The organism is Paenibacillus sp. FSL H8-0315 (assembly GCF_038005365.1).
GTDB classification, from domain to species: Bacteria; Bacillota; Bacilli; order Paenibacillales; family Paenibacillaceae; genus Paenibacillus_AQ; species Paenibacillus_AQ odorifer.
Map to the genome: position 1 here is coordinate 344,688 of NZ_JBBOTA010000001.1, position 25,279 is coordinate 369,966.

Annotated in this window: 26 protein-coding genes and 2 pseudogenes; 8 read left to right on the top strand and 20 right to left on the bottom strand. The window is 41.9% G+C overall.

Going from position 1 to position 25,279, the window contains the following annotated elements; all coding sequences use genetic code 11:
- Positions 1–124: 124 nt before the first annotated feature.
- The 6 genes from metH to MHB56_RS01425 all read right to left on the bottom strand — a co-directional run bounded on the left by metH (position 125) and on the right by MHB56_RS01425 (position 6,493).
- Complete coding sequence (metH, locus tag MHB56_RS01400; RefSeq protein WP_370511261.1) at positions 125–3,502, bottom strand: methionine synthase; 3,378 nt, start codon at positions 3,500–3,502, stop codon at positions 125–127.
- 179 nt (positions 3,503–3,681) lie between these two features.
- A complete protein-coding gene (locus MHB56_RS01405) occupies positions 3,682–4,107 on the bottom strand; it encodes a FixH family protein (protein ID WP_038571571.1) in 426 nt (141 codons plus the stop codon).
- 262 nt (positions 4,108–4,369) lie between these two features.
- A complete protein-coding gene (locus tag MHB56_RS01410) occupies positions 4,370–5,155 on the bottom strand; it encodes an HAD family hydrolase (protein ID WP_076184436.1) in 786 nt (261 codons plus the stop codon).
- Positions 5,156–5,189: 34 nt separating this feature from the next.
- The gene (locus MHB56_RS01415; RefSeq protein WP_076128411.1) at positions 5,190–5,711 is read right to left on the bottom strand and encodes a hypothetical protein; all 522 of its coding nucleotides are present in this window, start codon (positions 5,709–5,711) and stop codon (positions 5,190–5,192) included.
- A 49-nt stretch (positions 5,712–5,760) separates the two neighbouring features.
- The gene (locus tag MHB56_RS01420; protein WP_036687717.1) at positions 5,761–5,970 is read right to left on the bottom strand and encodes a DUF896 domain-containing protein; all 210 of its coding nucleotides are present in this window, start codon (positions 5,968–5,970) and stop codon (positions 5,761–5,763) included.
- A 109-nt stretch (positions 5,971–6,079) separates the two neighbouring features.
- On the bottom strand, positions 6,080–6,493 hold the full coding sequence (locus tag MHB56_RS01425; protein ID WP_076128409.1) for a LysM peptidoglycan-binding domain-containing protein: 414 nt from the start codon (positions 6,491–6,493) through the stop codon (positions 6,080–6,082).
- 251 nt (positions 6,494–6,744) lie between these two features.
- On the opposite strand from MHB56_RS01425, the gene lexA reads away from it, so the two are divergent.
- From lexA to MHB56_RS01445, 4 genes are all read left to right on the top strand, one after another.
- Positions 6,745–7,371 (top strand): transcriptional repressor LexA, encoded by a 627-nt coding sequence (gene lexA, locus MHB56_RS01430; RefSeq protein ID WP_036687720.1) that lies wholly within the window; start codon positions 6,745–6,747, stop codon positions 7,369–7,371.
- Between the two features lie 178 nt (positions 7,372–7,549).
- Positions 7,550–7,888, top strand: coding sequence for a L,D-transpeptidase (locus tag MHB56_RS01435; RefSeq protein WP_076128407.1), 339 nt, complete (start codon positions 7,550–7,552; stop codon positions 7,886–7,888).
- A 150-nt stretch (positions 7,889–8,038) separates the two neighbouring features.
- Positions 8,039–8,419, top strand: a complete 381-nt coding sequence (locus MHB56_RS01440) for a hypothetical protein (protein ID WP_139329870.1) — start codon at positions 8,039–8,041, stop codon at positions 8,417–8,419.
- Positions 8,420–8,641: 222 nt separating this feature from the next.
- On the top strand, positions 8,642–9,220 hold the full coding sequence (locus MHB56_RS01445) for a hypothetical protein (RefSeq protein WP_341143172.1): 579 nt from the start codon (positions 8,642–8,644) through the stop codon (positions 9,218–9,220).
- A 105-nt stretch (positions 9,221–9,325) separates the two neighbouring features.
- Here MHB56_RS01445 and MHB56_RS01450 read toward each other — a convergent pair whose 3' ends face one another.
- The 4 genes from MHB56_RS01450 to MHB56_RS01465 form a co-directional block, all read right to left on the bottom strand.
- Positions 9,326–10,108, bottom strand: a complete 783-nt coding sequence (locus MHB56_RS01450) for an MBL fold metallo-hydrolase (protein ID WP_341143173.1) — start codon at positions 10,106–10,108, stop codon at positions 9,326–9,328.
- A complete protein-coding gene (locus tag MHB56_RS01455; RefSeq protein ID WP_339168154.1) occupies positions 10,109–10,600 on the bottom strand; it encodes a cupin domain-containing protein in 492 nt (163 codons plus the stop codon).
- A 32-nt stretch (positions 10,601–10,632) separates the two neighbouring features.
- Positions 10,633–10,836: a DUF5316 domain-containing protein gene (locus MHB56_RS01460; protein WP_076184440.1), complete on the bottom strand. Its 204-nt coding sequence runs from the start codon at positions 10,834–10,836 to the stop codon at positions 10,633–10,635.
- 426 nt (positions 10,837–11,262) lie between these two features.
- The gene (locus tag MHB56_RS01465) at positions 11,263–11,949 is read right to left on the bottom strand and encodes a hypothetical protein (RefSeq protein ID WP_341143174.1); all 687 of its coding nucleotides are present in this window, start codon (positions 11,947–11,949) and stop codon (positions 11,263–11,265) included.
- A 605-nt stretch (positions 11,950–12,554) separates the two neighbouring features.
- Between MHB56_RS01465 and MHB56_RS01470 the strand changes: the two genes are divergently transcribed.
- Complete coding sequence (locus tag MHB56_RS01470) at positions 12,555–13,031, top strand: ferritin-like domain-containing protein (RefSeq protein ID WP_076220480.1); 477 nt, start codon at positions 12,555–12,557, stop codon at positions 13,029–13,031.
- A gap of 109 nt (positions 13,032–13,140) precedes the next feature.
- Here MHB56_RS01470 and MHB56_RS01475 read toward each other — a convergent pair whose 3' ends face one another.
- Positions 13,141–13,329 carry a hypothetical protein gene (locus tag MHB56_RS01475; protein ID WP_341143175.1) on the bottom strand — a complete coding sequence of 63 codons (189 nt, stop codon included), beginning with the start codon at positions 13,327–13,329 and terminating at the stop codon, positions 13,141–13,143.
- 1,401 nt (positions 13,330–14,730) lie between these two features.
- On the opposite strand from MHB56_RS01475, the gene MHB56_RS01480 reads away from it, so the two are divergent.
- Positions 14,731–14,982: a hypothetical protein gene (locus MHB56_RS01480; protein WP_341143176.1), complete on the top strand. Its 252-nt coding sequence runs from the start codon at positions 14,731–14,733 to the stop codon at positions 14,980–14,982.
- A gap of 78 nt (positions 14,983–15,060) precedes the next feature.
- Here the strand turns inward: MHB56_RS01480 and MHB56_RS01485 are convergent, their stop codons facing one another.
- Positions 15,061–15,843, bottom strand: coding sequence for an SDR family oxidoreductase (locus MHB56_RS01485; protein WP_076281706.1), 783 nt, complete (start codon positions 15,841–15,843; stop codon positions 15,061–15,063).
- A 286-nt stretch (positions 15,844–16,129) separates the two neighbouring features.
- Positions 16,130–16,897, bottom strand: coding sequence for a nucleotidyltransferase (locus MHB56_RS01490; protein ID WP_341143177.1), 768 nt, complete (start codon positions 16,895–16,897; stop codon positions 16,130–16,132).
- A gap of 186 nt (positions 16,898–17,083) precedes the next feature.
- Between MHB56_RS01490 and MHB56_RS01495 the strand changes: the two are divergent.
- Together MHB56_RS01495 and MHB56_RS01500 are read left to right on the top strand one after the other, a co-directional pair.
- Positions 17,084–17,263, top strand: a pseudogene (locus tag MHB56_RS01495) (YHYH domain-containing protein); the annotation flags it as partial.
- Positions 17,264–17,472: 209 nt separating this feature from the next.
- Positions 17,473–17,748, top strand: a pseudogene (locus MHB56_RS01500) (tyrosine-type recombinase/integrase); the annotation flags it as partial.
- Between the two features lie 117 nt (positions 17,749–17,865).
- On the opposite strand, the gene glnA reads toward MHB56_RS01500, so the two are convergent.
- The 7 genes from glnA to MHB56_RS01535 all read right to left on the bottom strand — a co-directional run bounded on the left by glnA (position 17,866) and on the right by MHB56_RS01535 (position 25,158).
- Entirely contained in the window at positions 17,866–19,194 is a 1,329-nt protein-coding gene (gene glnA, locus MHB56_RS01505; RefSeq protein ID WP_036687730.1) for a type I glutamate--ammonia ligase, read from the bottom strand.
- Between the two features lie 33 nt (positions 19,195–19,227).
- A complete protein-coding gene (locus tag MHB56_RS01510; protein ID WP_019910684.1) occupies positions 19,228–19,638 on the bottom strand; it encodes a MerR family transcriptional regulator in 411 nt (136 codons plus the stop codon).
- Between the two features lie 62 nt (positions 19,639–19,700).
- Positions 19,701–20,975, bottom strand: a complete 1,275-nt coding sequence (locus MHB56_RS01515) for a methionine gamma-lyase family protein (protein WP_076184443.1) — start codon at positions 20,973–20,975, stop codon at positions 19,701–19,703.
- A 133-nt stretch (positions 20,976–21,108) separates the two neighbouring features.
- Positions 21,109–22,398 (bottom strand): GTPase HflX, encoded by a 1,290-nt coding sequence (gene hflX, locus MHB56_RS01520; RefSeq protein WP_341143178.1) that lies wholly within the window; start codon positions 22,396–22,398, stop codon positions 21,109–21,111.
- A gap of 254 nt (positions 22,399–22,652) precedes the next feature.
- A complete protein-coding gene (locus MHB56_RS01525) occupies positions 22,653–23,627 on the bottom strand; it encodes an AAA family ATPase (protein ID WP_076098759.1) in 975 nt (324 codons plus the stop codon).
- Positions 23,628–23,944: 317 nt separating this feature from the next.
- Positions 23,945–24,601 (bottom strand): YdcF family protein, encoded by a 657-nt coding sequence (locus tag MHB56_RS01530; protein ID WP_076279293.1) that lies wholly within the window; start codon positions 24,599–24,601, stop codon positions 23,945–23,947.
- Between the two features lie 2 nt (positions 24,602–24,603).
- Entirely contained in the window at positions 24,604–25,158 is a 555-nt protein-coding gene (locus MHB56_RS01535; RefSeq protein WP_036687739.1) for a DUF402 domain-containing protein, read from the bottom strand.
- Positions 25,159–25,279: the final 121 nt, after the last annotated feature.

Here is a 25,279-nt window from a genome sequence, read left to right on the forward strand (position 1 = left end):
TTATTGGCTCAACCATCTCTTTTCAATTCTAAACGACCTTCTTCCAGCAAAAAACCCCCCAGTTACGGGAGGTTCCGCTGAAAGGGATACAATCCCCTACAGACCAGGTATATAAATGAAAGAATTACAGCTTCTCTACATTAAAATACTGCGCTTCTGGATGGGCAAATACCATAGCCGAAACGGAAGCTTCGGGCTCCATCATAAAGCCTTCTGTAAGGTGAACACCGATATCCTCCGGAGATAACAACTTAAACAGTGGACCTTGATCTTCTAAATCCGGGCATGCAGGATAACCAAATGAAACACGGATTCCTTGGTATCTTGCCCCATGTCTTTGCTTCATCGTCATATCCGCCGGATCCGGGAAACCCCAAGTATCGCGCATCATATGATGGACGCGTTCCGCCAGTCCTTCTGCCACTTCAAGTGCAACCGACTGCAAGGCGTGTGAACGCAGATAATCTCCGCTTTCTTTCAGCTGAGTAGACAATTCACGTACACCGTGACCTGCTGTTACAACTAGGAATCCAACATAGTCCATAATACCACTGTCAACAGGTTTCAAAAAGTCCGCCAAGCACAGATGAGGCTCTACCCCTTGTCTCGGGAAAGTAAAGGTATGCAGGATCTCGGACGTATTCTGTGGATTATACACTATAATATCATTCCCTTGCGATTGTGCAGGGAAGAATTGATACATAGCATGTGGAGTAATGGTACCCTCTAGCATTGCTTGATGGAGAATATCGTCTACGGTACCCTTCAGTTCAACAGTCCGCTGATCTCCAGCAGCTAATTGGGCTTCTACAGAACCCCGTAACCCCAAATGATGACCCAGCAGCATTTGCATATTCACATAGGGGATAATATGCCCCAATGGATAGTTACGCAGTACGTGGCGTTCTAAATCCGGTGGAACAAATACAGGTGCATCTGGAGATATTTTGGAACGCACTGCTCTGGTTAGTTTCGGCAGTTCTTGCTTAGGCGCCACCGCAACCGCTGCTTCTGCCTCCACACGAATTTCCTCGGCAATCTTCTCCCGTTCTTCAGGGTTCATAAGCCGATTGGCAATATCCAGCCCGTCCATAGCGTCCTTAGCATACAATACTAGACCGTCATATTCTGGACGAATACGGGTCTTCGTAAATTTACGGGTCAAAGCTGCGCCGCCAACCATAATCGGAACATCGATCCCTGCTGTACGTAAATCCTGAGCGGTGAGGACCATCTGCTGAGCAGATTTCACAAGCAGCCCGGACAATCCTATCGCATCAGCTTTTTCTCGACGGAAGGCTTCGATAATGGTCTCTGGTGGTACTTTTATACCCAAATTAATGATCTGATAACCATTATTAGAGAGGATGATCTCCACTAGATTCTTACCAATATCATGCACGTCCCCTTTTACGGTTGCCAGCATAATTTTCCCTTTAACCGCTGTCTCATCCTTCTGCATAAACTGCTCTAGATGATTGACAGATGCCTTCATCACCTCAGCGCTTTGCAGCACCTCAGCAACAATCAATTCATTATTATTAAATAACCGGCCGACTTCCGACATCCCTGCCATCAGCGGTCCATTGATGATCTCCAGCGGACCAGATTTAGTCAATGCTTCATTAAGGTCAGGAATGAGTCCTTCCTTCGTACCTTCAACCACATAGGAGGCTAAACGCTCTTCAAGTGACAGGTTGGAAATCTTCTCTTTTTTCTCTACTTTTTTACCACGGAAAGCAGCTACAAAAGCAGAAAGCGTCTCATCATTCGTATTATAAATCAGTTCCTCAGCAAGATGACGTTCTTCGGCAGGAATGGAAGCATACCGCTCCACTTTCTCTGTATTTACGATCGCATAATCCAACCCAGCTTTTGTACATTCATAAAGGAATACTGAGTTCAACACTTCACGTCCCGCTTCCGGCAATCCAAAGGAGACGTTGCTGATGCCCAAGATCGTATGAACACCTGGAAGTGCTTCCTTGATCAAACGAATGCCGTCAATCGTTTCTTTTGCTGAACCGATATATTGTTCATCTCCGGTTCCTACAGGGAACACCAATGTGTCAAAAATAAGATCTTCTCCTGCTAAACCGTACTTATTCACTAGCAAGTCATAGGAGCGTTTAGCCACTTCCAGTTTATCTGTCGCCTTAATGGCTTGTCCCGTCTCATCGATGGTACCCACAACAATAGCTGCACCATATTTATGAATGATCGGCGTCACCAGCTCGAATTTTTCTTCACCATCTTCAAGGTTAATGGAGTTAATTATCGCCTTACCTTGACAGTACTGCAAAGCCAAATCGATAACCTTAGGATCGGTAGTATCGATCATCAGGGGTACTTTAACCTTTTTCACAACCAGTTCTAAGAAAAGCTTAATATCTTCAATCTCATCACGGTCAGGGTCTTGTACACACACGTCAATAACCTGTGCCCCACTCTTCACCTGAGCACGGGCAATTTCTGAGGCTTCCTCATATTTACCTTCGACGATAAGACGTTTAAATTTACGAGAGCCAAGTACATTCGTACGTTCACCAACCATGTATGGGCGGTTGTCGTTCTCAATATAGATAGGCTCAATGCCTGAAAGTGCAGGTGGATGATTACCTGTCAGCGGGCGTGGAGGATATTCAGAAAGTGCTTCCTTCATCGCACGGATATGCTCTGGGGTCGTTCCACAGCAACCCCCCGCAATGTTCAGCCAGCCTTTTTCGGCAAAGGCTGCAATCTTGCGAGCTAAAGAATCTGGAGATTCATGATAATGTCCGTTCTCATCCGGCAATCCTGCGTTTGGATAACAGCTCACGGCTGCGGAGGAGATCTCCGAAAGCGAACGAATGTGATCCCGCATGAACTCAGGACCAGTCGCACAGTTGAGGCCCATAGAGATAGGCTTCAGATGTTCTAATGAGATATAAAATGCTTCAATATTCTGACCCGCCAATGTAGTACCCATTGGTTCAATTGTTCCTGAAATCATAACCGGCAATGTGATGCCAGTCTTTTCAAAAGCATTACGAATACCAATACTTCCAGCTTTAACGTTAAGTGTATCTTGAGAGGTCTCCAGCAGCAAAACATCTACTTTACCGTCGATCAATGCCACTGCTTGTTCCTCATAGCTATCAACTAACTCTTGGAAAGTAACGCCTCCAGTTACTGAGAGCGTTTTTGTTGTTGGACCCATAGCCCCCACGACGTATCGCGGACGGTCAGGTGTGTCATATTTGTCTACTGCTCTGCGAGCCAACTCTGCTGCCGCTAGATTGATCTCACGTGCCCGCTGAGGAATATCATATTCAGCTAGCACAACAGAGGTTGCACCAAATGTGTTAGTCTCAATGAGATCAGCCCCTGCTTCGAGGTACTGCTCATGAATCGTCTGAATGACTTCTGGACGTGTTAATACCAGCATTTCATTACAGCCGTCCAGCTCATCGCCTCCAAAATCTTCTCCAGTAAGAGGCACCTGTTGGATCATCGTGCCCATTGCGCCATCAAGGATCAAAATCCTTTGTTGTAAGCTTTCCTCAAGTGTATATTTAGCCAACTAATAGTCCCCCCAGTAAAACATTAGAGTAAGTTTAGCAGAATAAAGGAATTTCGAAAAGCCTTCCTTTCCACTCTGCTTTATCTGTTATTGCTCAGTAAGCGTTGCGAACCTTTGAATCATGGTTTCACAGACAGCTCTTTGCTAGGCATAGAGTGCTGTGTCCGGGCTGTCACATGTGAAGTGACATTATATTGTCCTTCCTTTTCAAGGGTCCCTTCTGCTTGATAGACTCCTTTACCAATTAGCTTTCCCTTAAGCTCTATTTTCTGTCCCTCATCATTTTTATTCACAATTTCGAACAGAACCTCTTTTGCATCATCTACTGCCTCGTTATCTTGGGTCACCACAGCTTCAAAGGTTACCTTTTGATTTACAACAACTTCTTCAGGACTCCATTGTAGTTCGACTTTGATAGGTTCCATAGACATGTTCATATTCATGTTATGTATTTCTGAATGCTTGGTTCCATTTGAAGAACATCCACCTAGTACTAGAAGTGTTGCACCTAATAATACAGCGACTAATTTCTTCGATCTCATCATTCGGAGCCCTCCCAATCATTATCGAATAATAAAAATCTACCAATTCATGTTATACATCTCCATCTATTATACACATTATTATTGGTTTTTCAGTATTTTGCGTCAATTCCGCATTAGTCTTGTGACTTAAATCATTTACTTAAAAATCTAATGAAATCCTTATGTTAGTATGTATGTACAGAAAAGCAGCGAGTTTCTTAGGATCTCAGAAACTCGCTGCTTTTATAAAGTCTTTATGTTGGAGCTAATAGCTCTGTATATCTTACAAGGATTGAACTAGTGGAAGAAGTTCCTCAAGGTGATTGATTTCATGATCCGGATGAATATCAAGACTAGGTGCTCTACCTTTTCTATTAATCCAGACCGTGGTCAACCCTGCTGCCAGCCCCCCACGGATATCCGTTGTAAGCTTATCGCCGACCATAACTGCTTGCTCAGGCGTTACATCAAGAAGCTCTAAAGCATGCAGGAAAATTTCCTTATCCGGTTTGCCTTTACCAAAGCTTCCGGAAATCACAATATGATCAAAGAAAGGAATTAACTCGGGCACACCATCTAGTTTCTCTTGTTGCAGTGCAGGACAGCCGTTCGTAAGTAGCAAAAGCTTCACTTGACCCCGTAACTGTTCCAGTACATGCATTGTTTCTTCATAGATGTATGGACGTTTTCTGCGCTCTGCTGCGAATTTAGTTGCCAAGGTCTCAGCTAGTGCTTCGTCTTCCACCCCTAACGCTGCAAGTCCGCGACGCCAAGACTCTTTACGATATACCGGTGCAAGCTGCTCCAATTGACGGAATTCTGGCTGTTCACCTGCCGTAAAGTTAGCCCAGAGTGCTTCATATGGATTAATTCCGATCATCTTTGTAAATGGGAACGTCTCATAAGATTCATACAAGCTACTTGCTTCCTTACGAACTGCAACTTCTAGTTCTTGTGGATCTATCGTATCCCCGGCGGCTTCACAAGCAAAACGAAATGCTTCTTCGACGCTCCGATCATCCCACAGCAATGTATCATCAAGGTCAAATAGTACAGCAGAAATTGGCATTACAGGTCTCCCTCTCCCTTTAACTGGTCTAGTTCTATTCGTGAACTACTTCAATGTTGTGAGCTTTAGCAAATGCTTCTAATCGTGTACTCATCGCATTAGTATCATAGCGATTCATAAGTTTTGTGAAAATCCATTTCGTACGTTTCCCTTTGTGCTTAATGACTACAGCTCCACGCGAAAGGGTGATTTTCTCAATATCTGCAGCTGGAAGTCCGCGTTCGCGATTGAATTTAATAGTGGACAGTCTTGCTTTTTCCACCTTCAAGTACGGACGACGGAAGAACAATAGCGCTGCCAGCAAATAGTACAGTACTACTCCCAGCCAATTAGCCAGCATGCCATTGCCTTTGGCCTGATCAATAGAACCAACTACCCAAAACATAGTGCCAAGTATCACTAACACTACCGGAAATGCAATGTTGCGACCTTTAAAGACTTCGGCATTCTGGGTAGGAGATTTAGAGGCATAAATCGTATCCTTGCCTTGTTTCTTTCTTTGCTTGTTGATTTGCTGTGTGTTGCGTTGAACCATTCTTTCCCAAGAACGGGCCATGTGCGTTCCCCCTAGTCATCCTGAAATATCTATGAAAAGGAACAGCGAGCTAATGTTTAAGCCCCTTGTTACCTTGTTCATGCTCATCGTTATCTACTACTTCAATAGTATTTAATTGTGCTCGGAAGTTATTGCGGATATTCCCCAGGTAAATTTCACGAAGCTTGGCGCGTTCCGCCACTTCCTCTTGATTAAGGCCTACGCTCTTCTGTTTGCGTGCCAATTCGTTAATTCGCGCGACCAACTCATCAATATTCAATACTTTCCCTCCCCCTATAAATTAATTCTAACTCTGCCATGAGAAAAAGAGCTTGTCAAGGTCTACTCCCTGCAAGCTCTACTGGTCATTCTATTATGTTCTCAGAAAATTAATAAATAGGTAAAGTAAGTATGTCTCCAGCGTTAATTTGACTACTCTTAATCCCACTTGAACGTTTAATTCCTTCTATATAAACAACTGTCTTCATATCAGCTGGTTTATTCTTAAGAGCAATACTCCATAGTGTATCTCCACGTTCAACCACAATCCGCTTCTCTTCCTTCATTATAGTCGTCGATCCTGCAAACACATTTCCCACTACTGTTAGGCCAGATAATACTAGCACGAAAATCAATATTAACTTAATAAAGAAATCTTGACGGAACAACGAAATCATCCCTCCAAGCAAACGTTCCGTTATCTCTTTCACCTTAGCGGAATTACGGGCAACGTCATTATGTCCTATAGATTCAACCACAGGGGCCTTGTCGTAGATGCTGCGGTATGTACTGTATTTTAGCATAATCATCATCCTCCAAACACTTGTTCTTACTTTCGAATTTATAATAACACGAACATGTGTTTTGTTCAATACTATTTCAGAACAATTGTTCTCTTTTTTTCGAGAGACTCAAGCGGTTCATTTTATTATCATTTGTCTACCATTTTTTAACTCTAGCAGATTAATATTTATAATAGTTAGAACTTATGTTTGTGCGAACGGTAGTTCTATGTTATAATTTTCCCAAACATTACTATATGGGGTTGATTCCAATGTCAAAGATTTCAAGTCGCCAGCTGGCGATCCTGGAATTTATACGAAGCGAAGTCCGCAGCAAGGGTTATCCACCTTCCGTCCGGGAAATTGGAGAAGCTGTTGGCCTTGCTTCCAGCTCCACAGTTCACGGTCATTTGGACCGGCTTGAGAAGAAGGGACTTATTCGTCGAGATCCAACGAAGCCACGTGCAATAGAATTACTAGGCCAAGAGGATTCAGAGAATGTTCACCAATTCGCGCAGACCATCTCACGGATTCCTGTTGTAGGTAAAGTTACCGCCGGGGTACCTATCACTGCTACAGAGAATATCGAAGACTACTTCCCACTTCCTACTCACTATGTAGGTGACAACAAAGTATTTATGCTGTCTGTCATGGGTGATAGTATGGTGGACGCAGGCATTATGAATGGTGACTATGTGATTGTTCGCCAACAACAAACAGCGGACAACGGAGATATCGTTGTAGCCATGACCGAAGAAGATGAAGCAACCGTTAAGACCTTTTACAAGGAACGTGATCATATACGGCTTCAGCCGGAGAATCCAGCTTATGAGCCGCTTCGCCTTAATCGCGTAACTATTCTCGGAAGAGTCATCGGATTGTTTCGAGATATCCACTAAGTATGCACTTCTAACATAAAAGGCTGTTCCGCATATGCGGAACAGCCTTTTTTCTACGTTTTTTTGCTTTTCCAACCACTTACGAACATTTGTTCCCAATGGCTAAAATGGCCATCTTCTATGAATAACCCTTTAGGCGTTCTGCTCATATCCTAATTAGAAAGGAGTGTTGCGTATAATGCCCAACTACCGAATTATTGTAGATCTGACCCAACGAATGTTATATCTTCTGGACAATGATATTGTGATTAGAGGTTTCCCTGTCGGCATCGGTAAGATGTTAACCCAATCCCCAGTGGGTGAATTCACTATTATTAACAAACAACCCGACCCAGGGGGTCCCTTCGGTGTTTTTTGGATGGGACTGTCTAAACCACACTACGGAATTCATGGAAACAATGACCCTTCCTCCATTGGGAAAGAGGTGTCCCACGGCTGCATCCGGATGTACAACGAGGATGTGTTAGCACTCGCTGCTATTGTCCCTATAGGCACACGAGTAACGATAAGAAATTAAATTCGAATGGAGGCTCGGCAACCCCCAAATCACATTAAAAAATGGGGGTCATTACATAAGTAAGTATTTTTTCATTAGCATACTAGGAGTTTGGTGATTATATGTCGAATATTGTTAACAGGATTGCAAATTGAAAAGGATGTGTTTAGTTTGAATAATTCAAAAATTAGAACCCTCGTCGATTTTAAAGTCGATGCACTGGGTAAGCTGTCCGGTTTACTTTTAAATGATGAACAAGCTAGTGGAAAAAAAGTGAATTTGCTCACCTCTTTTGGCAGCATTCAGGGAATCGTCTCTCCAACCGTCTCCAACAAAGAGGATGTATTTGATTTAAAATCTTTGATGGATGATGTAATTGTAGACGAATACATATCTTATTTGGGAGCAGAACACCCTGATAAAAATTTCAGCTATAACTTTGTTGTCCTCAATGACGTTACTGTAAGACCTTATGCTAGTTATGGGACTCCGATCGAATACAAACAGCTGATTGTTTATACCGATCATATCACTGCCTTCAATTTTCTATAGGTTTACATAATCACCTTAAAAAGCACTCTTGCAGCAACCCCCAATTTTGCATCATTTGCAGAATCGGAAGGTTTCTCTGGGTGCTTTTTTTGGGTTAATCGTGAAGCCGATCCTATAATTCCACGAATTTCCCTTTTAAAAGATACTAGTGGGGATCATTCAGGCATATCTTTCAATAAGCAACAATTTGAGTCTAATGAGATAACTAGGAGGTGTGATTATATGCTGATTATCCTGATGTACTTATTTGCTATTTTAGGAGTTGTTTTAATTCTAAGTGCCGCCATTATAAAATTGAAAACGCTATCTGCTTCATCTGAAATTTCTAAGCTAGTTAATGCGACCTCATCTTTTAACATCAGCTTCACCAAAACATTCATTCCCCCCAATCAATCTCACTTGATCGCACTTAACGAGCCTAATAAAAAATTAGCAATTGGCACCAAAAATCCGAAGAGTAACAAAAAAGCAGTAGCAAAGCTATACTCATTTGATAATGTAATGGGATCCGAGATTGTGGTTAACGCACTTACCCTTTCAAAAGTATCCAAAAGACATCAAAACAGCAACACTACTGCAACAAGTGCAGATATTAATGTCCTTAAGGACACCGATGAAGAAGCTAATGTGATTGAAGAGCTTACGCTTAAAATATATATGAACAGCAAAGAAACGCCTGTGTATTGTATCTCCTTCTTGCCGGGTTTATTGCCTATTCAACAATCCGACAACCAGTACAAGGAAGCTTACTCCCAAGTACAACAATTGCATGCACTGTTCAGGTCAATCGTATCTGAATAATTAAGTTGTTTTTTGCGCAATAAGATGTGTGAATTATTTTTCGCAAAAGCCTTTGATGTAGACACCATATCGCCATACCCTCATTTGTTTTCGACATAGAAAAATCTAAAATTGCACACTAAACCCATCAAACTGGTGAATGCCCGTACCATGTGCTACTACCTTTTGCTCACGTAACTCACGAACCGCCTTTTCGACCTCTTGTAAAATAGATGGATCTAAACCCAGTGTATTATGAGAACCGAATACTTGGGTAACTCCTGGAATTTCCGTAATCTTTTCTAAGGATGCCACTAAATCAACCGGACTAGTCGAAGGGTAAAAGGCATAGATTGGCGTAACGTCATACAATAAATCACCTGTAAACAGATATCCGTTGGCATGATCAAAAAGGCTGATATGACCTGGCGAATGACCTGGTGTATGGTAAATTTCTATTTTGCGCCCACCTATGTCGAGCACATCCCCTTCTTGTAAAAGAGCTGTTGGTTTCCCTTGAAAAGGTATGTAGGTGTTAGGATCAAAGGTTTCAGGAACAGGAAGGGTGATGTCCCGGCTCATATCTTTTCGAATCTGGGCAAGGGACAAGCCTTTTATTCCGTTAATCAGCCAATCCTCATCCGCTTTATGAACATAGATTGTCTCGAATTGCCCATGACTGCCAATATGATCTGCATGCACATGCGTAGTTATGACAGCGATAGGTAAATCCGTTAACTGATCCGTTATTCTTTTTATATTATCAATACCTAATCCCGTATCAATTAACGCGGCTTGTTTTTGCCCCAAGAGTAAAAAAGAATGCACCTTTTCCCAATGTCCATATTCACTGATTGCATAGGTGGTTGGATCAATTTCCGTTACTGTAAACCAACGATCTTTAATCAATTACGCTCCCCCATTCCATTTTTCCCTTACATGCTCTTCTCCCTTACAGTAATCCGCCTGTTCATCTGCTTGATAGATTTCTTGATAGGGCAAAATGTTGATTTTTCCTGAGTCTGGATATTCGCAAACATCTATTCCCTGATTCGTTCGGAGATCCAGATACCTGCATGGTGCATCGGAATGATTATAAAGCTGGTGCGCCCCTTCCGGTCCCATTTCAAAAAATATTACATCCCCTTCAGTAACCTCCGTAAAACCCTCGGGCGTTCTTAACATCGCTTTTCCCGCTAAAATCACAAATATCTCTTCAGCATTTCTATGAAAATGATAAGGAAAAGAATATTTATCAGGATCTAAAGATCTGATATCAAAAACTAAATGCTTGGAGCCCACCATTTCAGCTAATCTTTCACTCGTATGCCAAGCAAACTCTGGGATCGGGGACTGTTTTTGTGTAAAAGATACCGTATTTTCATTAAAAATCTTCACCATCTGCAACACTCCTCCTTATGTTGTGCGTTCATTTACAACAAATAAAGAATCCCAGCTACAGCTAATGAAATAAGACCACCTAAAGCGGACCAATTCGCTACTTTGTTTTTAGCTTTACGGTCTTGCTTAGATTCCGAATAAAAGTTACCTCTTTGTTGTGTACCTGTCGTGAAGGCTCCAACACATATACCTGAAATTATAAAGAAGCCCAATCCTATGTAAATAAAAATTTGCATGAACTTACTCCTTCCCAGGAAAGAATTAGTTATCTATATATAAGATATTTTAACATTAAATCCCTCTACTACGTGCCATGACTTTCGGACCCAGATGACGCTATTTGCTAATTTTGAGCCTTTGAAGCATGGTTTCGGACTCCAGTGACGTTATTCCTAAGGATGAGGCTCATATTGAGTGTTTTTAATGCTAATAGCGACTAAGGAGTCCTTTAGTATCCCAAATGTGTGGTAAAGTTTCGTATAAGGTCTGCTGGATCCTATAGCAGGCTCATACGCGAAATTTGCAACCTCAGCAAACGAAAATTGGCGTTCGAATGAAGTAAGGTACCAAAAAGAAGAAGAAGTGTGCCAACAACCATTTTTTTGATTATGGTTATGGCACACCCCTTCTACTCCGCACAACTCCTACGGCTCTGATCACACTTAATTCCTTTCAAGTTCAAGTGTTGCCAGTGAAACCATCACCCAAGGTGCAAACTTCGACGAATCCCCCTTAGGATTGTGTATCCGAAAAAGAAAAGCTTCCCCCGCCTGATTCTTCCAGACCATATAATCTTCTATCCCTTTATCACCGGTTGCCTGCAGATATAGTTCAGCAAAACCTAGAGGATGTTCAATTAGTTCCCCGCTATGGTCGTTGGCTTTGCCAATTGCAGAAAGCTCGGCTTGTCCCTGTTGCTTCAGAGCGGTGAGCTCGTAACCGGCAGGCAAGTGTTCAATTTCGGCATAATAGGTTGGATCCTCAGTTAATGATAAACGACCAGACTGTGAGTCTAGTGTGAAATCCTGAAAAACATACAGGGAATATCCATCACCTTGCTCAAGTGTACCTTCTTGCCCTGAGACCCCTCCCTCCTGTTCACCAAATGCTTTGGTCTTTGGCCGATCGGATGCTAGAGGATCAGTGGCCTCCGGACTGGCGGACTCCTGCACCTCCATAGAAGGAGTAGCAGAAGGTTCAGGAGTGCTTGTAGCTTCAACAACTGGCATTGTCGCTGCATTTGATGCTGTAGGTTTTGCCTCGTCTGTTGTTTTATTGTTACTACATGCACCGAGAATTGAGGAAGACAGAAGAATACTAATAACTGTAGTTAATAATATTTTTTTCATTACGCACCTCCTTATTACTATATTAGTTATTACCCACATGAGTGACGTGTCCTCTTATTCTTCAAACCTTTTCTCAATTTTATTGCTACGGATTGAAAAATTTCAAACAATCGACTCGTTCTTATTTACAGCTATGGAGTTGTGCTCGAAATTCAAATTGTTCCCGGACGATTCGGGCACCTACTATCTTAATAGGCAGACACCGGAGGAGCTCGTAAAAGCATGATAATCCCATCGCTACAAACACTTTAAACCAACAATTTAAGATTCTCAAACCCAACAGGGTTTGGGTCATTGTCATTATATATATTCCTTGCCGGGGATGTCGGTTGTATCTGGCTAGCGTAATGAATCTGTGAACACGTGAAATCATAGGATGGCGACTGGAAAATCATAAGGAAAACCAATTGTGCGCAAACGTCGATAAGGTATCTTTCACCTGCTCGTTTTGCTGAGCAATTTACTAGAAAATCTATTTCTTACCGTCCACTTTATTGACTTTGGTCTAATTAAGAAAAAGTAAGAAGTGAGATCATACTCATACAATCAGTTAGCGAGCATATGATTGTTGATAGAATACTTATAAATTATTGGAGGTTGTGCTAATGTATATGGTGTATCCTTATTGGTTCAGATCTCAATTTGTCCCCATTTGGGCAACTTCAACTCAAGAGGCTCTTGAATTAATGAGGACTTCAGTCCAAGGTGAACGAAATGACGAACTTTTTTATGACCAACTCATTCAACTTGCTCCGAATAAAGAACAAGCTGAAGTTATTACTTCTATTCGGAATGATGAACGTGGGCATAATCTTATGTTTCGACAAATGTACAGAGAATTGACAGGACATGAAGTGACAGGAGTTAGCGACGAAGTCCCTGAACAAGTTAATTCGTATAACAATGGTTTGCAAAAAGCCTTTCAAGGTGAATTGTCAGCGGTTGAAAAGTATCGAAAGATATGGTTCGGTCTTCCGTATGGCGTTTATAAGGATACTTTATATGGCATTATTCTCGATGAGCAAAAGCATGCAGCGAAGTATAATAATTTATTGATACTAAATTCAGCTGCAAATCAGTAGTCATTGTATCGACTGCCCTTCAGAAATACACAACTTTTCTTTCATAATATTAAGCGTGTCCCCTCTGCCTTCTCTCGAGTGCAAATGTAAGTCTTATCTTGTACCTGTGTCATGACGGCGCCTTCCCTAACACGTTGAACTCATCCACATTCTCGATCCAATCAAATGTCCCGCCCACGATGTGTGTGAACGATGCGTCAGCTATATCCATACCACCATTATTCCCCGCATTTCTTTCTGATACTTCGTATATGATCGAACGTTTACTTTCCAACTGTCGGACTTTGGTCTGCAGCACAATTCCCTCAAAACCATATTCTTTGCCTTCATCCTAATAATCCACTTTTCGCTATGCAGCTAAGCTAGATGGTGTTAAGCCTTCTGGCTTTTTTACATTTTAGTCAAGAACGAATTCAAAGGTAACGCAAGCTTTGGATTCGCCTTTGAATTGATTATCGATAACGAAACATACGAGTGAAATTTATCAAAAGTTGCCGAGCTCGCAATTCAAAAACTCAATCATTTGACTGAGTCATAGCATTCTCCATTATAAGAGGCTAAGAAGTTTCACCTGTCGCGAAAATGGCTTGTCCCAAGTTGGAGAGCATTCTTATAGTCCAATTCATAAAATCGTTTAGCCAGCTTATTACCCCTTTCAAGCTTTGGAATAACACGTTTAGGTCATGGTAGCATAAGAATCACAGCGCACATACACACATATTTCAAAGAAAATAAATGAAAGCAGTATGGAGAAATTTGAAGCTCATATGAGAAGTATCCTCGAATGATCACTACATTTTTGGGGGGCATTACGGGGGCGTCCATAAACCTCTACAATATCTCCTATCCTTACCCCCACACACAAAAAAACTCAACACCAAAGGCGTTAAGGGTTTAAAGGTTCTAGTAAAGCGTCATATATTGGTTGCTTTCCCAATCGTGAACCTAAGTCCGGTTTACAGTTTGCCCTTTTTATAATGGTCTGAATAGTACCTAACTCCGTTAAAATAAAGGGTTCTCTGAGAAAACGATTACGGATTTCATTGTCTTCCTTCTATTATTTGTGAGCATTTTGTGGGCGTTTATGTGGGCAGGAAATATAGCCCAATTTTCAATCAGAAGAGGTACTACAAATGCAATTGAAGATTTCAATCTAGGGAATAGAATCCAGAACATCGCTATCTTAAAAGTGGCTTAAAAATCGTATTGGGAGAATCATCGCCATTAAAATTAACTGTAGATATCGGATAACCATCGCTAATTGGCTTCGCTCCGGAATCATTGGTGGATGAATCATAGGATCTATTGCCTCCGTGAGGGAAGAAATTTAATGTATGAACAAAAACCCTGCTACCATCATGGTCAGCAGGGTTTTATTATGACGCTTACTCGTGGAGTTGATTACAGATAAAACAAAATTTTTTGAGCAGCAAAAGAGCAGTTTAGGTTATCCCTGTGATGACTCTTCTACATGGTACAACTCCTAACAGCAGCAATACAATATTACACAGCTTATCTACTGCTAAAGGACAAGAAAAAAAGAACCATAAAACGTCGCCCGCGCGGCAAACGAAAATAGTTTCCCGGAGACGCCACTGATGCTACCGATACAACGACAGAACCATTACTCAAATGACAGGGCTGCTTACTTTGGAATGTCCCAGAGAACTTTTGAAGAACAAGGAGCACCCCCTAAATTATGAGATGGGAAGATTTAAAGCCGGGACAGTCCGTGCGTATATGTGACAATCACGATAGCGGATTTGGTGGAAGGTGCGGAAGTATTGTAGCTATTGGTACTTTTATTGGTATCAGCGAACGTATAGGTGCGTTGATTGACATATATGAACCGTTACTAATAATTATTGAACCAGAAGCCCTCGAAGAAGTCGACTTCGAATCACTGCCATCAGAACGGGCTGAATTTGATATAAGACCCATCAAATTATAATGCCTCGTCAGAATTATCACTGACGAGTCGATTTTCACATCGTATTAGCTAGGTGTCTCATTGAGCTATCGTTCTCCGTTAGTTGAATCCACCCGTGGAATGTAAAACTTGGCCAGTAATCCACTCCCCATCATCGGTGGCTAAGAATGCAACCAGACGAGCTGCATCCTTAGGCAATCCTACTCTACCTGTTACAAATTGCTTAGATAACTGCTGTCGTAGGTCAGGAGTCATCCAGCCGGTGTCTGTGGGTCCAGGATTTATCGCATTTACGGTGATGCCTTTCGGACCCACCTCTGCTGCAAAAGTTCGTGTGAAAGCATCTATTGCCCCTTTCGTTGTGGCATAAGAGATTTCACCAGCCATGGGGCCTAGTGATTGGCCCGATGTCATATTAATAACTCGACCACCTGCCGATTGCGTAAACCGTCTAGCGAATTCCACACTAAGCATAGTTACCGCCCTAACATTAATTGCGTAGTGTGCATCCAAAGACTCTGGGGTAATCGTGGTTAAGTCATCGTTAACCGAATAACAAGCATTGTTAACAAGAATGGAAGGTTCTCCTAGCTTCTGCTCAACGTTATTTAATAAATCCATAAAGCTTTCAGGTACAGAAAGATCCATCATTAGGTGTTCGCAACGAACGCCCATGGAACGTATTTCCTCACAAAGTTGCTTTTGCTCCTCGTTATTGCTACCCCAGGGCATCTGTTGATCGTAACTAACCCAGTGTGTAAAAAATACATCAGCGCCTAGATAGGCCAACTCTTTGCACACTGCAGCACCGATTCCTGTGCTGCGACTTGCACCTGTTACTATTGCGATTCGACCTGTTAATCTGCCAAGTGTAGTATTCATGGGTCTTTTCTCTCCTTTTTATTTTGAAGTCGCATTAAACTGCGGTGACTATTGTGCAAATCTGCCCGTTACTTCAATGAAAACAGCAGGCTACCGTAGCGCCTGCTCATTAATGTGTATTATTCAACTAAAGTTCCCGTTAGCTCAATAGTCTTATGTTTTAATTAGAGTCGCTGCTTATAGTTGTGAGGCTTGCCGAACACCTAACGCAGTGACGTCCCGACGGGCTTAGGGGGCTGGATGTGGTCACTCGCTTCTCAGAGTGACCCGGAGCGTCAATATGGTGTTAGCCGAAGGAAGTTCTGGAAGCAGCCATTGTATTTAAGGCGTTCTCAAAATAGCTATATACTTCATCTGCAATTCCCAGAAACTCTTCAACAAGTACATTACTATCCAAGTAACAAGCATACAGATAATCAACTAAAGCGGAGTCAATCTCACAATAGTTTAATATGGCATTCTTCATCTTAATAATGTCATCTTGCCATACACCTGTATCTTCTAAAACCAAAGAGTATAATGCACGAATTAATCTCTTAGAGTAACCTTTAATATATCTAATTTTCATTGTGTTATCACTAGCATTAGAAAGTAAACTATGTATACGATCTACTTCCTCCTTGGTCTCTGTATTTAAGTCTAAAATGAACTCTGGAGAAATAATTATCGGTGGTACTTTTTCACCAACGTCATGACCATATATGCAAACACAAATTATCTTTACCCAAAAACCCCACTCATTTGGTTTACTTAATACATCGTCAATCGAGCAAATTATCGTATCAATCTTAGTTACTATTGGATATTCTTCCAAAAGCCTGTCTTTAATATTTGACAATCTTTCGTAATCAATATCTTTGGGATTTACACATACAATAGTAAAGTCTGCATCTGACTTAAAAGGTTTAGCAATTCCTTTTGGAATCGAGCCACACATATAAATGCTATGAATCTTACCTTTGAATTCGGTAAGTATATTATCTATATACTTATCAACAAAATCCTTATATTCACTTTGTATTTCAATTCTATTTATAACTTTTTCTAATATCATATAGACTCCTCCTAAACTAAGAACTTCTTTCGGCTAACGCCTTTTTGGGAACTTCGTAAATTCGTCATGACTTAAGTTATTCGCGAAATCATTCAACTATCCTGCCCAGTTAGCTTAATAAGGGATAAGTGAAAATGTATTCTGATAGACTACTCCAAGAATCAAACATTGGGGTATTTATTTTTTATGAAAAGAATTATTGTTCCAATCTTCATGTCACTTTTCTTATTATTGATGCCTGTACTTGCTGAGGCACATCCAGGACGCACAGATGCAAATGGGGGTCATTATTGCCGCACAAATTGCGCAAAGTGGGGACTGGAAAACGGAGAATACCATTACCACAACGGTGGAGGTTCAGATTCTAAACCGGCTGCCACATTTGTAAGACGTTAGATTTTTCAGCTGAGGATGAAGCAACTCTATTCGGAGATACAAAAACGTTTAATTCGCAACGAACGATAAAAATTAGTCAATCTATCATTAGCGATCTAAAGCAACACATTAAATATCAGAACCAAAATAAATTAGCTTAGAAGGGTTCCTATAAACATAAGTTAAACTTAGTTCTTTCTAGAGATGATGGTAATTTCATGCCGAAATCTTCTTTATTCAATTCTTTTTCGCGAATTTTGAAACGTATTGGTCTCCCGGCGATGCCGATTCATTCTTTTCGTCACACTCATGCTGTTCTTATACTTGAGGCTGGTAACGATATGAAGTATGTACTAGAACGTTTAGGTCACGGTAGTATGAGAATCACAGCGAACATATACACACATATTTCAAAGAAAATAAATGAAAGCAGCATGGATAAATTTGAAGCTCATATGAGAAGCATCCTCGAATGATCACTACATTTTTTGGGGGCATTACGGAGGTGTTCATAAACCTCTACAATATCTCCTATCATCCTTACCCCCACAAAAAAAAACCTCAACGCTTAGAGCGCCAAGGGTTTAAAGGTTCTAGTAAAGCGTCATGTATTGGTTTCTTTCCCACTCATGAACTTGTGTACGATAGATATCCCATTCGATTTCTTTCAGCTCGTAGAAGTGAGCCAGCGCATGTTCGCCGAGAGCTTCGGTAATTACATGGCTGCGAATCATTTCGCTTAGCGCTTCTTTCAAATCGGATGGCAAGCTTGGGATGCCTTCTTCAATACGCTCTTCCTCAGACATCACATAGATATTACGGTCAATTGGAGCTGGAAGATCAAGCTTACGCTTAATTCCGTCTAGCCCTGCTTTCAACATAACAGCAAGTGCGAGGTATGGGTTAGCTGCCGGGTCCGGGTTACGAACTTCAACACGTGTGCTAAGCCCTCTCGAAGCCGGGATACGAATCATCGGGCTACGGTTACTTGCAGACCAAGCTACGTAACAAGGTGCTTCATAACCAGGAACAAGGCGTTTGTAAGAGTTCACTGTCGGGTTAGTAATCGCTGCAAAAGCACGAGCGTGCTTCAAAATACCAGCCATATAATAACGTGCAGTTTTGCTCAGACCTAGCTTGTCACTTTCATCGTAGAACATGTTTTCTTTGCCATTAAACAAGGATTGGTGAGCGTGCATACCAGATCCGTTAATACCAAACAATGGTTTAGGCATAAAAGTTGCATGCAAGCCATGTTGACGGGCAACCGTCTTCACGACGAGCTTAAAGGTTTGAATTTGGTCAGCAGAAGTGATCGCGTCAGCATATTTGAAATCAATTTCATGCTGGCCGGAAGCCACTTCATGGTGGGAAGCTTCGATTTCAAAGCCCATTTCTTCAAGGGTCAATACGATTTCACGACGGCAGTTTTCCCCTAAGTCTGTAGGAGCTAAGTCGAAATAACCACCTTGGTCATTCAATTCTGTAGTTGGGTTACCTCTTTCGTCTGTTTTGAACAAGAAGAATTCAGGTTCAGGTCCAACATTCATCGCTGTAAAGCCCATTTCTTCGGCTTCCTTCAGACAACGCTTCAGGATACCACGTGGGTCTCCAGCAAATGGAGTACCATCCGGCATATACACGTCACAAATCAGACGTGCAACACGGCTATCAGTCACCCAAGGGAAGATTACCCAAGTATCAAGGTCTGGGAAGAGATACATATCGGATTCTTCAATCCGTACATAACCTTCGATGGAGGAACCATCAAACATCATTTTGTTGTCGAGTGCTTTTTCCAATTGGCTAACCGGAATCTCTACATTCTTGATAGTACCTAACAGATCTGTAAATTGCAGACGAATGAAACGAACATTCTCTTCCTTGGCAATGCGTAAAATATCCTCTTTAGAAAAGCTCACGTGATCCTCTCCCTTTCAAAACTCTGTATATTATTATTTATTAAAAAACCGGGATAACTCACCTTGAATAAGCGATACCTGTCCCGGTCTTTTACCGGAAACTAGTTCTTGCTTCAGCAAACGGTGAAGCTGCGAATCTGATAGCTCTCTACGTCTAACCTCTGTGTCAGGGGTAATCACAGTAGCTTCTTCGGATTCCTTCGAGACTGGGTTCATTACTTGCTTGATGCCAGCAATGTTAACACCCTTTTCAATCAAGGCCTTAATTTCTAATAGGCGCTCAACATCATTAAAAGAGAACAAACGTTGATTCCCAGAGGTACGTGCAGGTACGATTAGACTGTGCTGTTCATAATAACGAATTTGTCTTGCAGATAAATCAGTTAACTTCATTACAATTCCAATAGGAAATAATGCCATATTTCTGCGGATTTCATCACCCATGACTCATCCAACCTTCCAATGATCTTTTTCTGATCTCATTGTACATTTCCTAATACAGCGTGTCAATGGTGTGTAAGATTTTCTGACAGTAATTTTCGATCACGCATACTTTGGAGTGCCATCAAAACGCCATATTTGACATGGGAGTAGGTTAATCCCCCTTGCATATAGCCAATATAAGGCGCACGGATAGGCGCATCTGCCGATAACTCTAAGCTACCACCTTGTATAAACGTACCTGCCGCCATGATGACAGGATGTTCATATCCCGGCATATCCCATGGTTCTGGAACTACATGGCTGTCTACCGCCGCAGCACGTTGAATTCCCTGCACGAAGGCAATCAAGTGATCCGGTCCATCAAAGGAAACCGCCTGAATCAAATCTGTACGAGGTTCATTCCACGCTGGTTTCGTCTCAAACCCGCAGCGCTGAAATACAGCTGCCGCAAAAATACTGCCTTTAAGGGCTTGTCCAACTGTATGCGGAGCCATGAACAGACCTTGGTATAACCCGCGGGTAGTTCCTAACATTGCGCCTACCTCGCCACCGATACCAGGAGCTGTAAGACGGTACGCTGTAAGCTCTACTAGATCTCTGCGCCCACAGATGTATCCACCCGTCTCAGCAATTCCACCACCAGGATTTTTAATTAATGAACCCGCTACTAGATCCACTCCAACCTGCGGAGGCTCAAGCTCTTCAGTAAACTCACCATAGCAATTATCAACGAACACAATAACATCCGGTTTCAATGACTTCACTCTCGCTGTCATGTCACCTATTTCGGCTACTGTGAAGGAAGCACGCCAATCATAACCACGCGATCTTTGGATTCCAATTACTTTAGTTTTCTCATTGATAGAGAGAGTTACCTCTTCCCAATCAATCTTACCCTCTGATGTAAGGGCAACTTCCCGATATGTAATTCCGAAGTCTGCGAGTGAGCCTGTCCCATCTCCTGCTTGGCCAATCACCTTGTGTAAGGTATCGTACGGACGACCTGTGATGTATAAAAGCTCGTCTCCTGGTCGCAGCACACCAAAGAGGGCTGTTGAAATGGTATGTGTTCCTGAAGCAAAATGAGGGCGCACCAAAGCTGATTCCGCACCAAAAACGTCAGCATAGACAAGATCCAGCACTTCGCGTCCACGGTCGTTGTAAGCATACCCCGTTGAACCCGCAAAATGATAATCACTGACCTGATGACGTTGAAACGCTTCAATAACCTTCCATTGATTCTTATCGACAATTCGATCAAGAGCTTTGACTGCACCTTCGATTTCAACTTCTGCGGACTCTGCCGCTCCTAAAATATCTTCTGCAAAAACTGCCATTAGTTCTTATTCGCTCCTTACATTTACTTGCCATCATAATGACAGAAAGCGACAGTTGCCTGACGCTTTTTGTCATTAGCTATTATTTTATACCTATACAACAAGCATTTCCACTTTAGGGGAACAAAGAAGATTACGGCTGGTCCACAAAATCAGCAAGCATGTAACCCCATTTATCATAATCCTCTTTATTAAGACGGACGTTATAGATAACATCGTTCTCATCATAGGTGGTTTCCAGAACCTCACCTACTCTGTAAAGCAGGGAAGAAATATCGCCTCGGTCTCCAGGAATGCGAAAATTCAGCGTATCTCCAGCCAACTCATCAGAGATAATTTCAATAATCCGGGTTAAATCCTCCGGGTTAAACGCACTGATCTTCAAAAACCCTGTGCCTGTTGGCAGCATTTCCAGTTGCTCAGGCTCACATAGATCGATTTTATTAAAAAGCACTATTTGCGGTTTGCTGGCTGCCCCTAAATCTTGCAAAATAGTTTGCACAATCTCCATCTGCTCCTCACGCATTGGAGATGAGGCATCCACTACATGCAACACCAGATTGGCCTCATTGACTTCCTCCAGCGTTGCGCGGAAAGATGCTACAAGATCATGCGGAAGATTCTGAATGAAGCCTACAGTATCCGTAAGCACTACCTCTTTGCCACCCGTTAGTTGAAGCACACGTGAAGTAGGGTCAAGCGTAGCAAACAATTGATTCTCAATATAAACATCCGCATCCGTAAGCTGCTTAAGCAGCGTCGATTTACCAGCATTCGTGTAGCCGACTAGAGCAACCTGCACTGCCCCTGCCTTACGGCGGCGTTCACGGTGCAATTCACGGGTTTTAACTACCTCATCCAACTGGCGTTTCAACTCCGTAATCCGACCGCGAATATGGCGGCGATCGGTCTCAAGCTTACTTTCACCTGGCCCTCTGGTTCCTATCCCCCCGCCTAATCTGGATAAGTTTTTGCCTTGACCGGATAACCGCGGCAAAAGATAGGACAGCTGTGCCAGCTCTACTTGAATAATACCCTCTCGCGTTTTGGCCCGCCCAGCAAAAATATCCAAAATGAGCTGCGTCCGATCAATAATCTTCAGATCCAGAGACTCTTCAAGGTTCCGTACCTGCGCTCCAGATAATTCCTGATCAAAAATAGCCGTATTAGCTCCAAGACCATCAGCGGCCATGCGGAGCTCTTCTACCTTACCTTTCCCGATAAACCATTTCGAATCCGGTGTATCCTTATTCTGACGCAACACATCCAGGACTTCAACACCTGCTGTTTCTGCTAATTGTACTAATTCCTGCAGAGAAAGCTCTGGGTCAATACCGGTACGTTTAATTTTATCTGTGACGAGAGTGACCAATATCGCCCGATCTTGAATATCCGTTTCTGTATCATGCGTAGTTATTGCCATTTATTCATGCTCCTTATGACGGTAATAGAATCTTTGTGTACCATTTAATCAGTTTTTCACTTCTTGCTGATGTTATACAGATGAACCTGTTCATTCACAGCGCTTCAAAACATTTTATCATAAGTTTCATTGGTAATATAGGCTGATAATGGAACGGCTCACCATTCTGTCAGCATTTTCTTTATGATAATCTTCAATCTTTTATAAAAGATAAACCGACTAAGCACGTATAAACTTAGCTGGTGTCAATTTATTTAAGAGATTATACTCTCCCCTTTTGAATAATCATCGACCGGAAGAACAAGGTCTCTCGGTAAGATCTCCATCAAAGATTGTTTGGATATTTTAACATGTCTGCTTATTAATCTAACCGCTTGATGGCGGATTGCCTGCTCGAGGATATTGCGTACATACCGGGCATTACTAAAGTTTTCTTCAATAATTTTCTCATTAAGGATTAACTCTTTTAGTTTCCCGTTTGTTTCTGGAGTAATTATATAGTCTCTTTCAGCTGCCATTTTATGTGCAATCAATATCAGTTCATCTGTTGTGTAGTCCTGAAAATCAAGTTGAATTGGAAAACGTGAGGGAAGCCCGGTATTAGCCTCCATGAACATCTCCATTTCATTTGGATAACCCGCTAAGATAATGATGAGATCATCATTCCTGTCCTCCATAACCTTTACAAGACAGTCGATTGCCTCTTTTCCAAAATCCTTATCTCCGCCTCTAGCCAAGCTATAAGCCTCGTCAATGAATAATACGCCACCCATAGCCTTCTTAACAAGGTCTCTGGTCTTTTGAGCTGTATGCCCTATGTATTCCCCCACTAAATCCGCTCTCTCTACTTCGATTAATTGACCTTTACTTAATATGCCCATATTCTTTAACAGCTTGGCAACGATTCTTGCTACAGTTGTTTTTCCAGTCCCGGGGTTGCCTTTAAACAACATATGATAAACCTGATTAACTACATTTAACCCCAGTTCTTGTCTCATTTTTTCCACTTGGATAAGCGCATGAATTTCATATATAAGATCCTTCACCTTTTCAAGACCGATAAGCTCATGAAGCTCTTGCAGGATTTCTTTTGTAGATTCTAAATGATTATTTTGAGCCAGCGCGCTCTCCAATGTTTCATTCGTAATATTTGTTGGGTCTTGATTTTTGAAAGTTATATTCATTCTGGAATCATTAATGGTTATCTTTCTTAAATTTTCTTCACCCATTGTAATCACCTCGTTAGAGCATTATATGCAATAACTGAATGACATCATGCACTTGTTTTAAAGAATGGGGTTTCGACATTGGATTCCCTGCTATCTCTCGCATCTTCTACGATGGTACACGAGGATAAAATGACCGAAATGCATAAAAGTCATAAGCAGACATTTATTTTTTTATCATTTCACAACCCCATTATTTTTGATATACAAATAACAAATAGCCCCCCTTTAGAGTTTAGTCCATTTGGGGGCTGGCTTTTCTAATCAAGTCTCTTCCAGAATAGGAAGCATTATTAGAAGATTCTGATATTTGGGAACAATTACAGGAACAACTGCTGGATTTTCCATTTCGTATAGGCTAGAATTTCACGCGACTTATGCCTTGTCATCGACAGAACAGTGGATTCAGTAAGCCCCAGTTCAGGATTCACATAACCGAGCTCGTCCGCGATTTCGTGTGAACGCCATCCATGATATGTATGCGTAATAATAATTGCTGAGGACAATCCCTCACTTGTCATAATTGCTTTGCTATACAGAAGATTCTCGTAAGTGCTGGTAGCTTTATTTTCAACAGAAATGGCGCTATCCGGAACTCCATGAGCTACTAAATAATTGCGCATGCCTTGACCTTCGGTATATTTAAGATCAGGTTTATCCAAACCTCCAGAAACTATGAAATGCGGGAACATCCCCTCTTGGTAAAGCTTAAGCCCGTAATCCAATCGTTCCTTCAATCCCGGGCTAGGTTCATCTCCCCACATCGACATGCCAAGAATGATCCCTGTATCGGCTTTGAGCATAGGATCTGTCGTTGCAGCTTTATTGATATTCCTCAATGCGTACGCACACCACAACAAACCAACTACAACAATAACCATTAAAGCAATAAGCAACGTTCGTTTAGACCAAATTCGGCGTTTTTTGCGAACAATCCGAATCGGGGAAGAGTCTCTTCCATAAACGTACCATTCCATCTTTATTTCCTCCTGAATTCTCCATGATGAAATAATTCGGCACGATGTTTCAAAGAGAGTGAGAAATAAGGGAAAGCATGAGCATCGATGCCACGTAAAATAGTATGGGCAGTCTCCCAGGCTAGCTTATAATCGCTTTCTGAGATGTCTTGCCTCTCCAGTGCTTCCTCCAGTTCATCCTCATCGAGCAAAAACACCTCGCCGTTCCAAAGTACTACCACGTCCAGATACAAATCGTCAAACCAAGGCACACCTTGGTCAGTAACGCCTTGCACTTTACAGGTGTCTATGTACCATTGAACAATATTTTGTTTTTCGTCGAACATAGCCGTCACAATATAGTGACTATCTTTCGGAAAATATTGCAGCCAGGAATAACCTTTATCTGCAATACGATATGTATGTCGTCCATAGCTCTTCCACAGTGGTTCTTTCAGCCCGTAGATGGTATAAAGCGTAATATATCCGCTGAATTCCCGGCTCTCCACATAGCGGCAGGCAAAATGGCGACGCGTAATCCGGCGCCAGTTGGCCCGGTCTCCGAATTTACGTTTCATAGAAATTACCCTCTCCAGTATGGTCTATTCAGCTTAACACATTTAGAGGATACACTCAAAATATCCCGCAAAATACGAGAAATTTTTCTTCTAAACCTAATAAAAACGGCAGTCCAGCTTC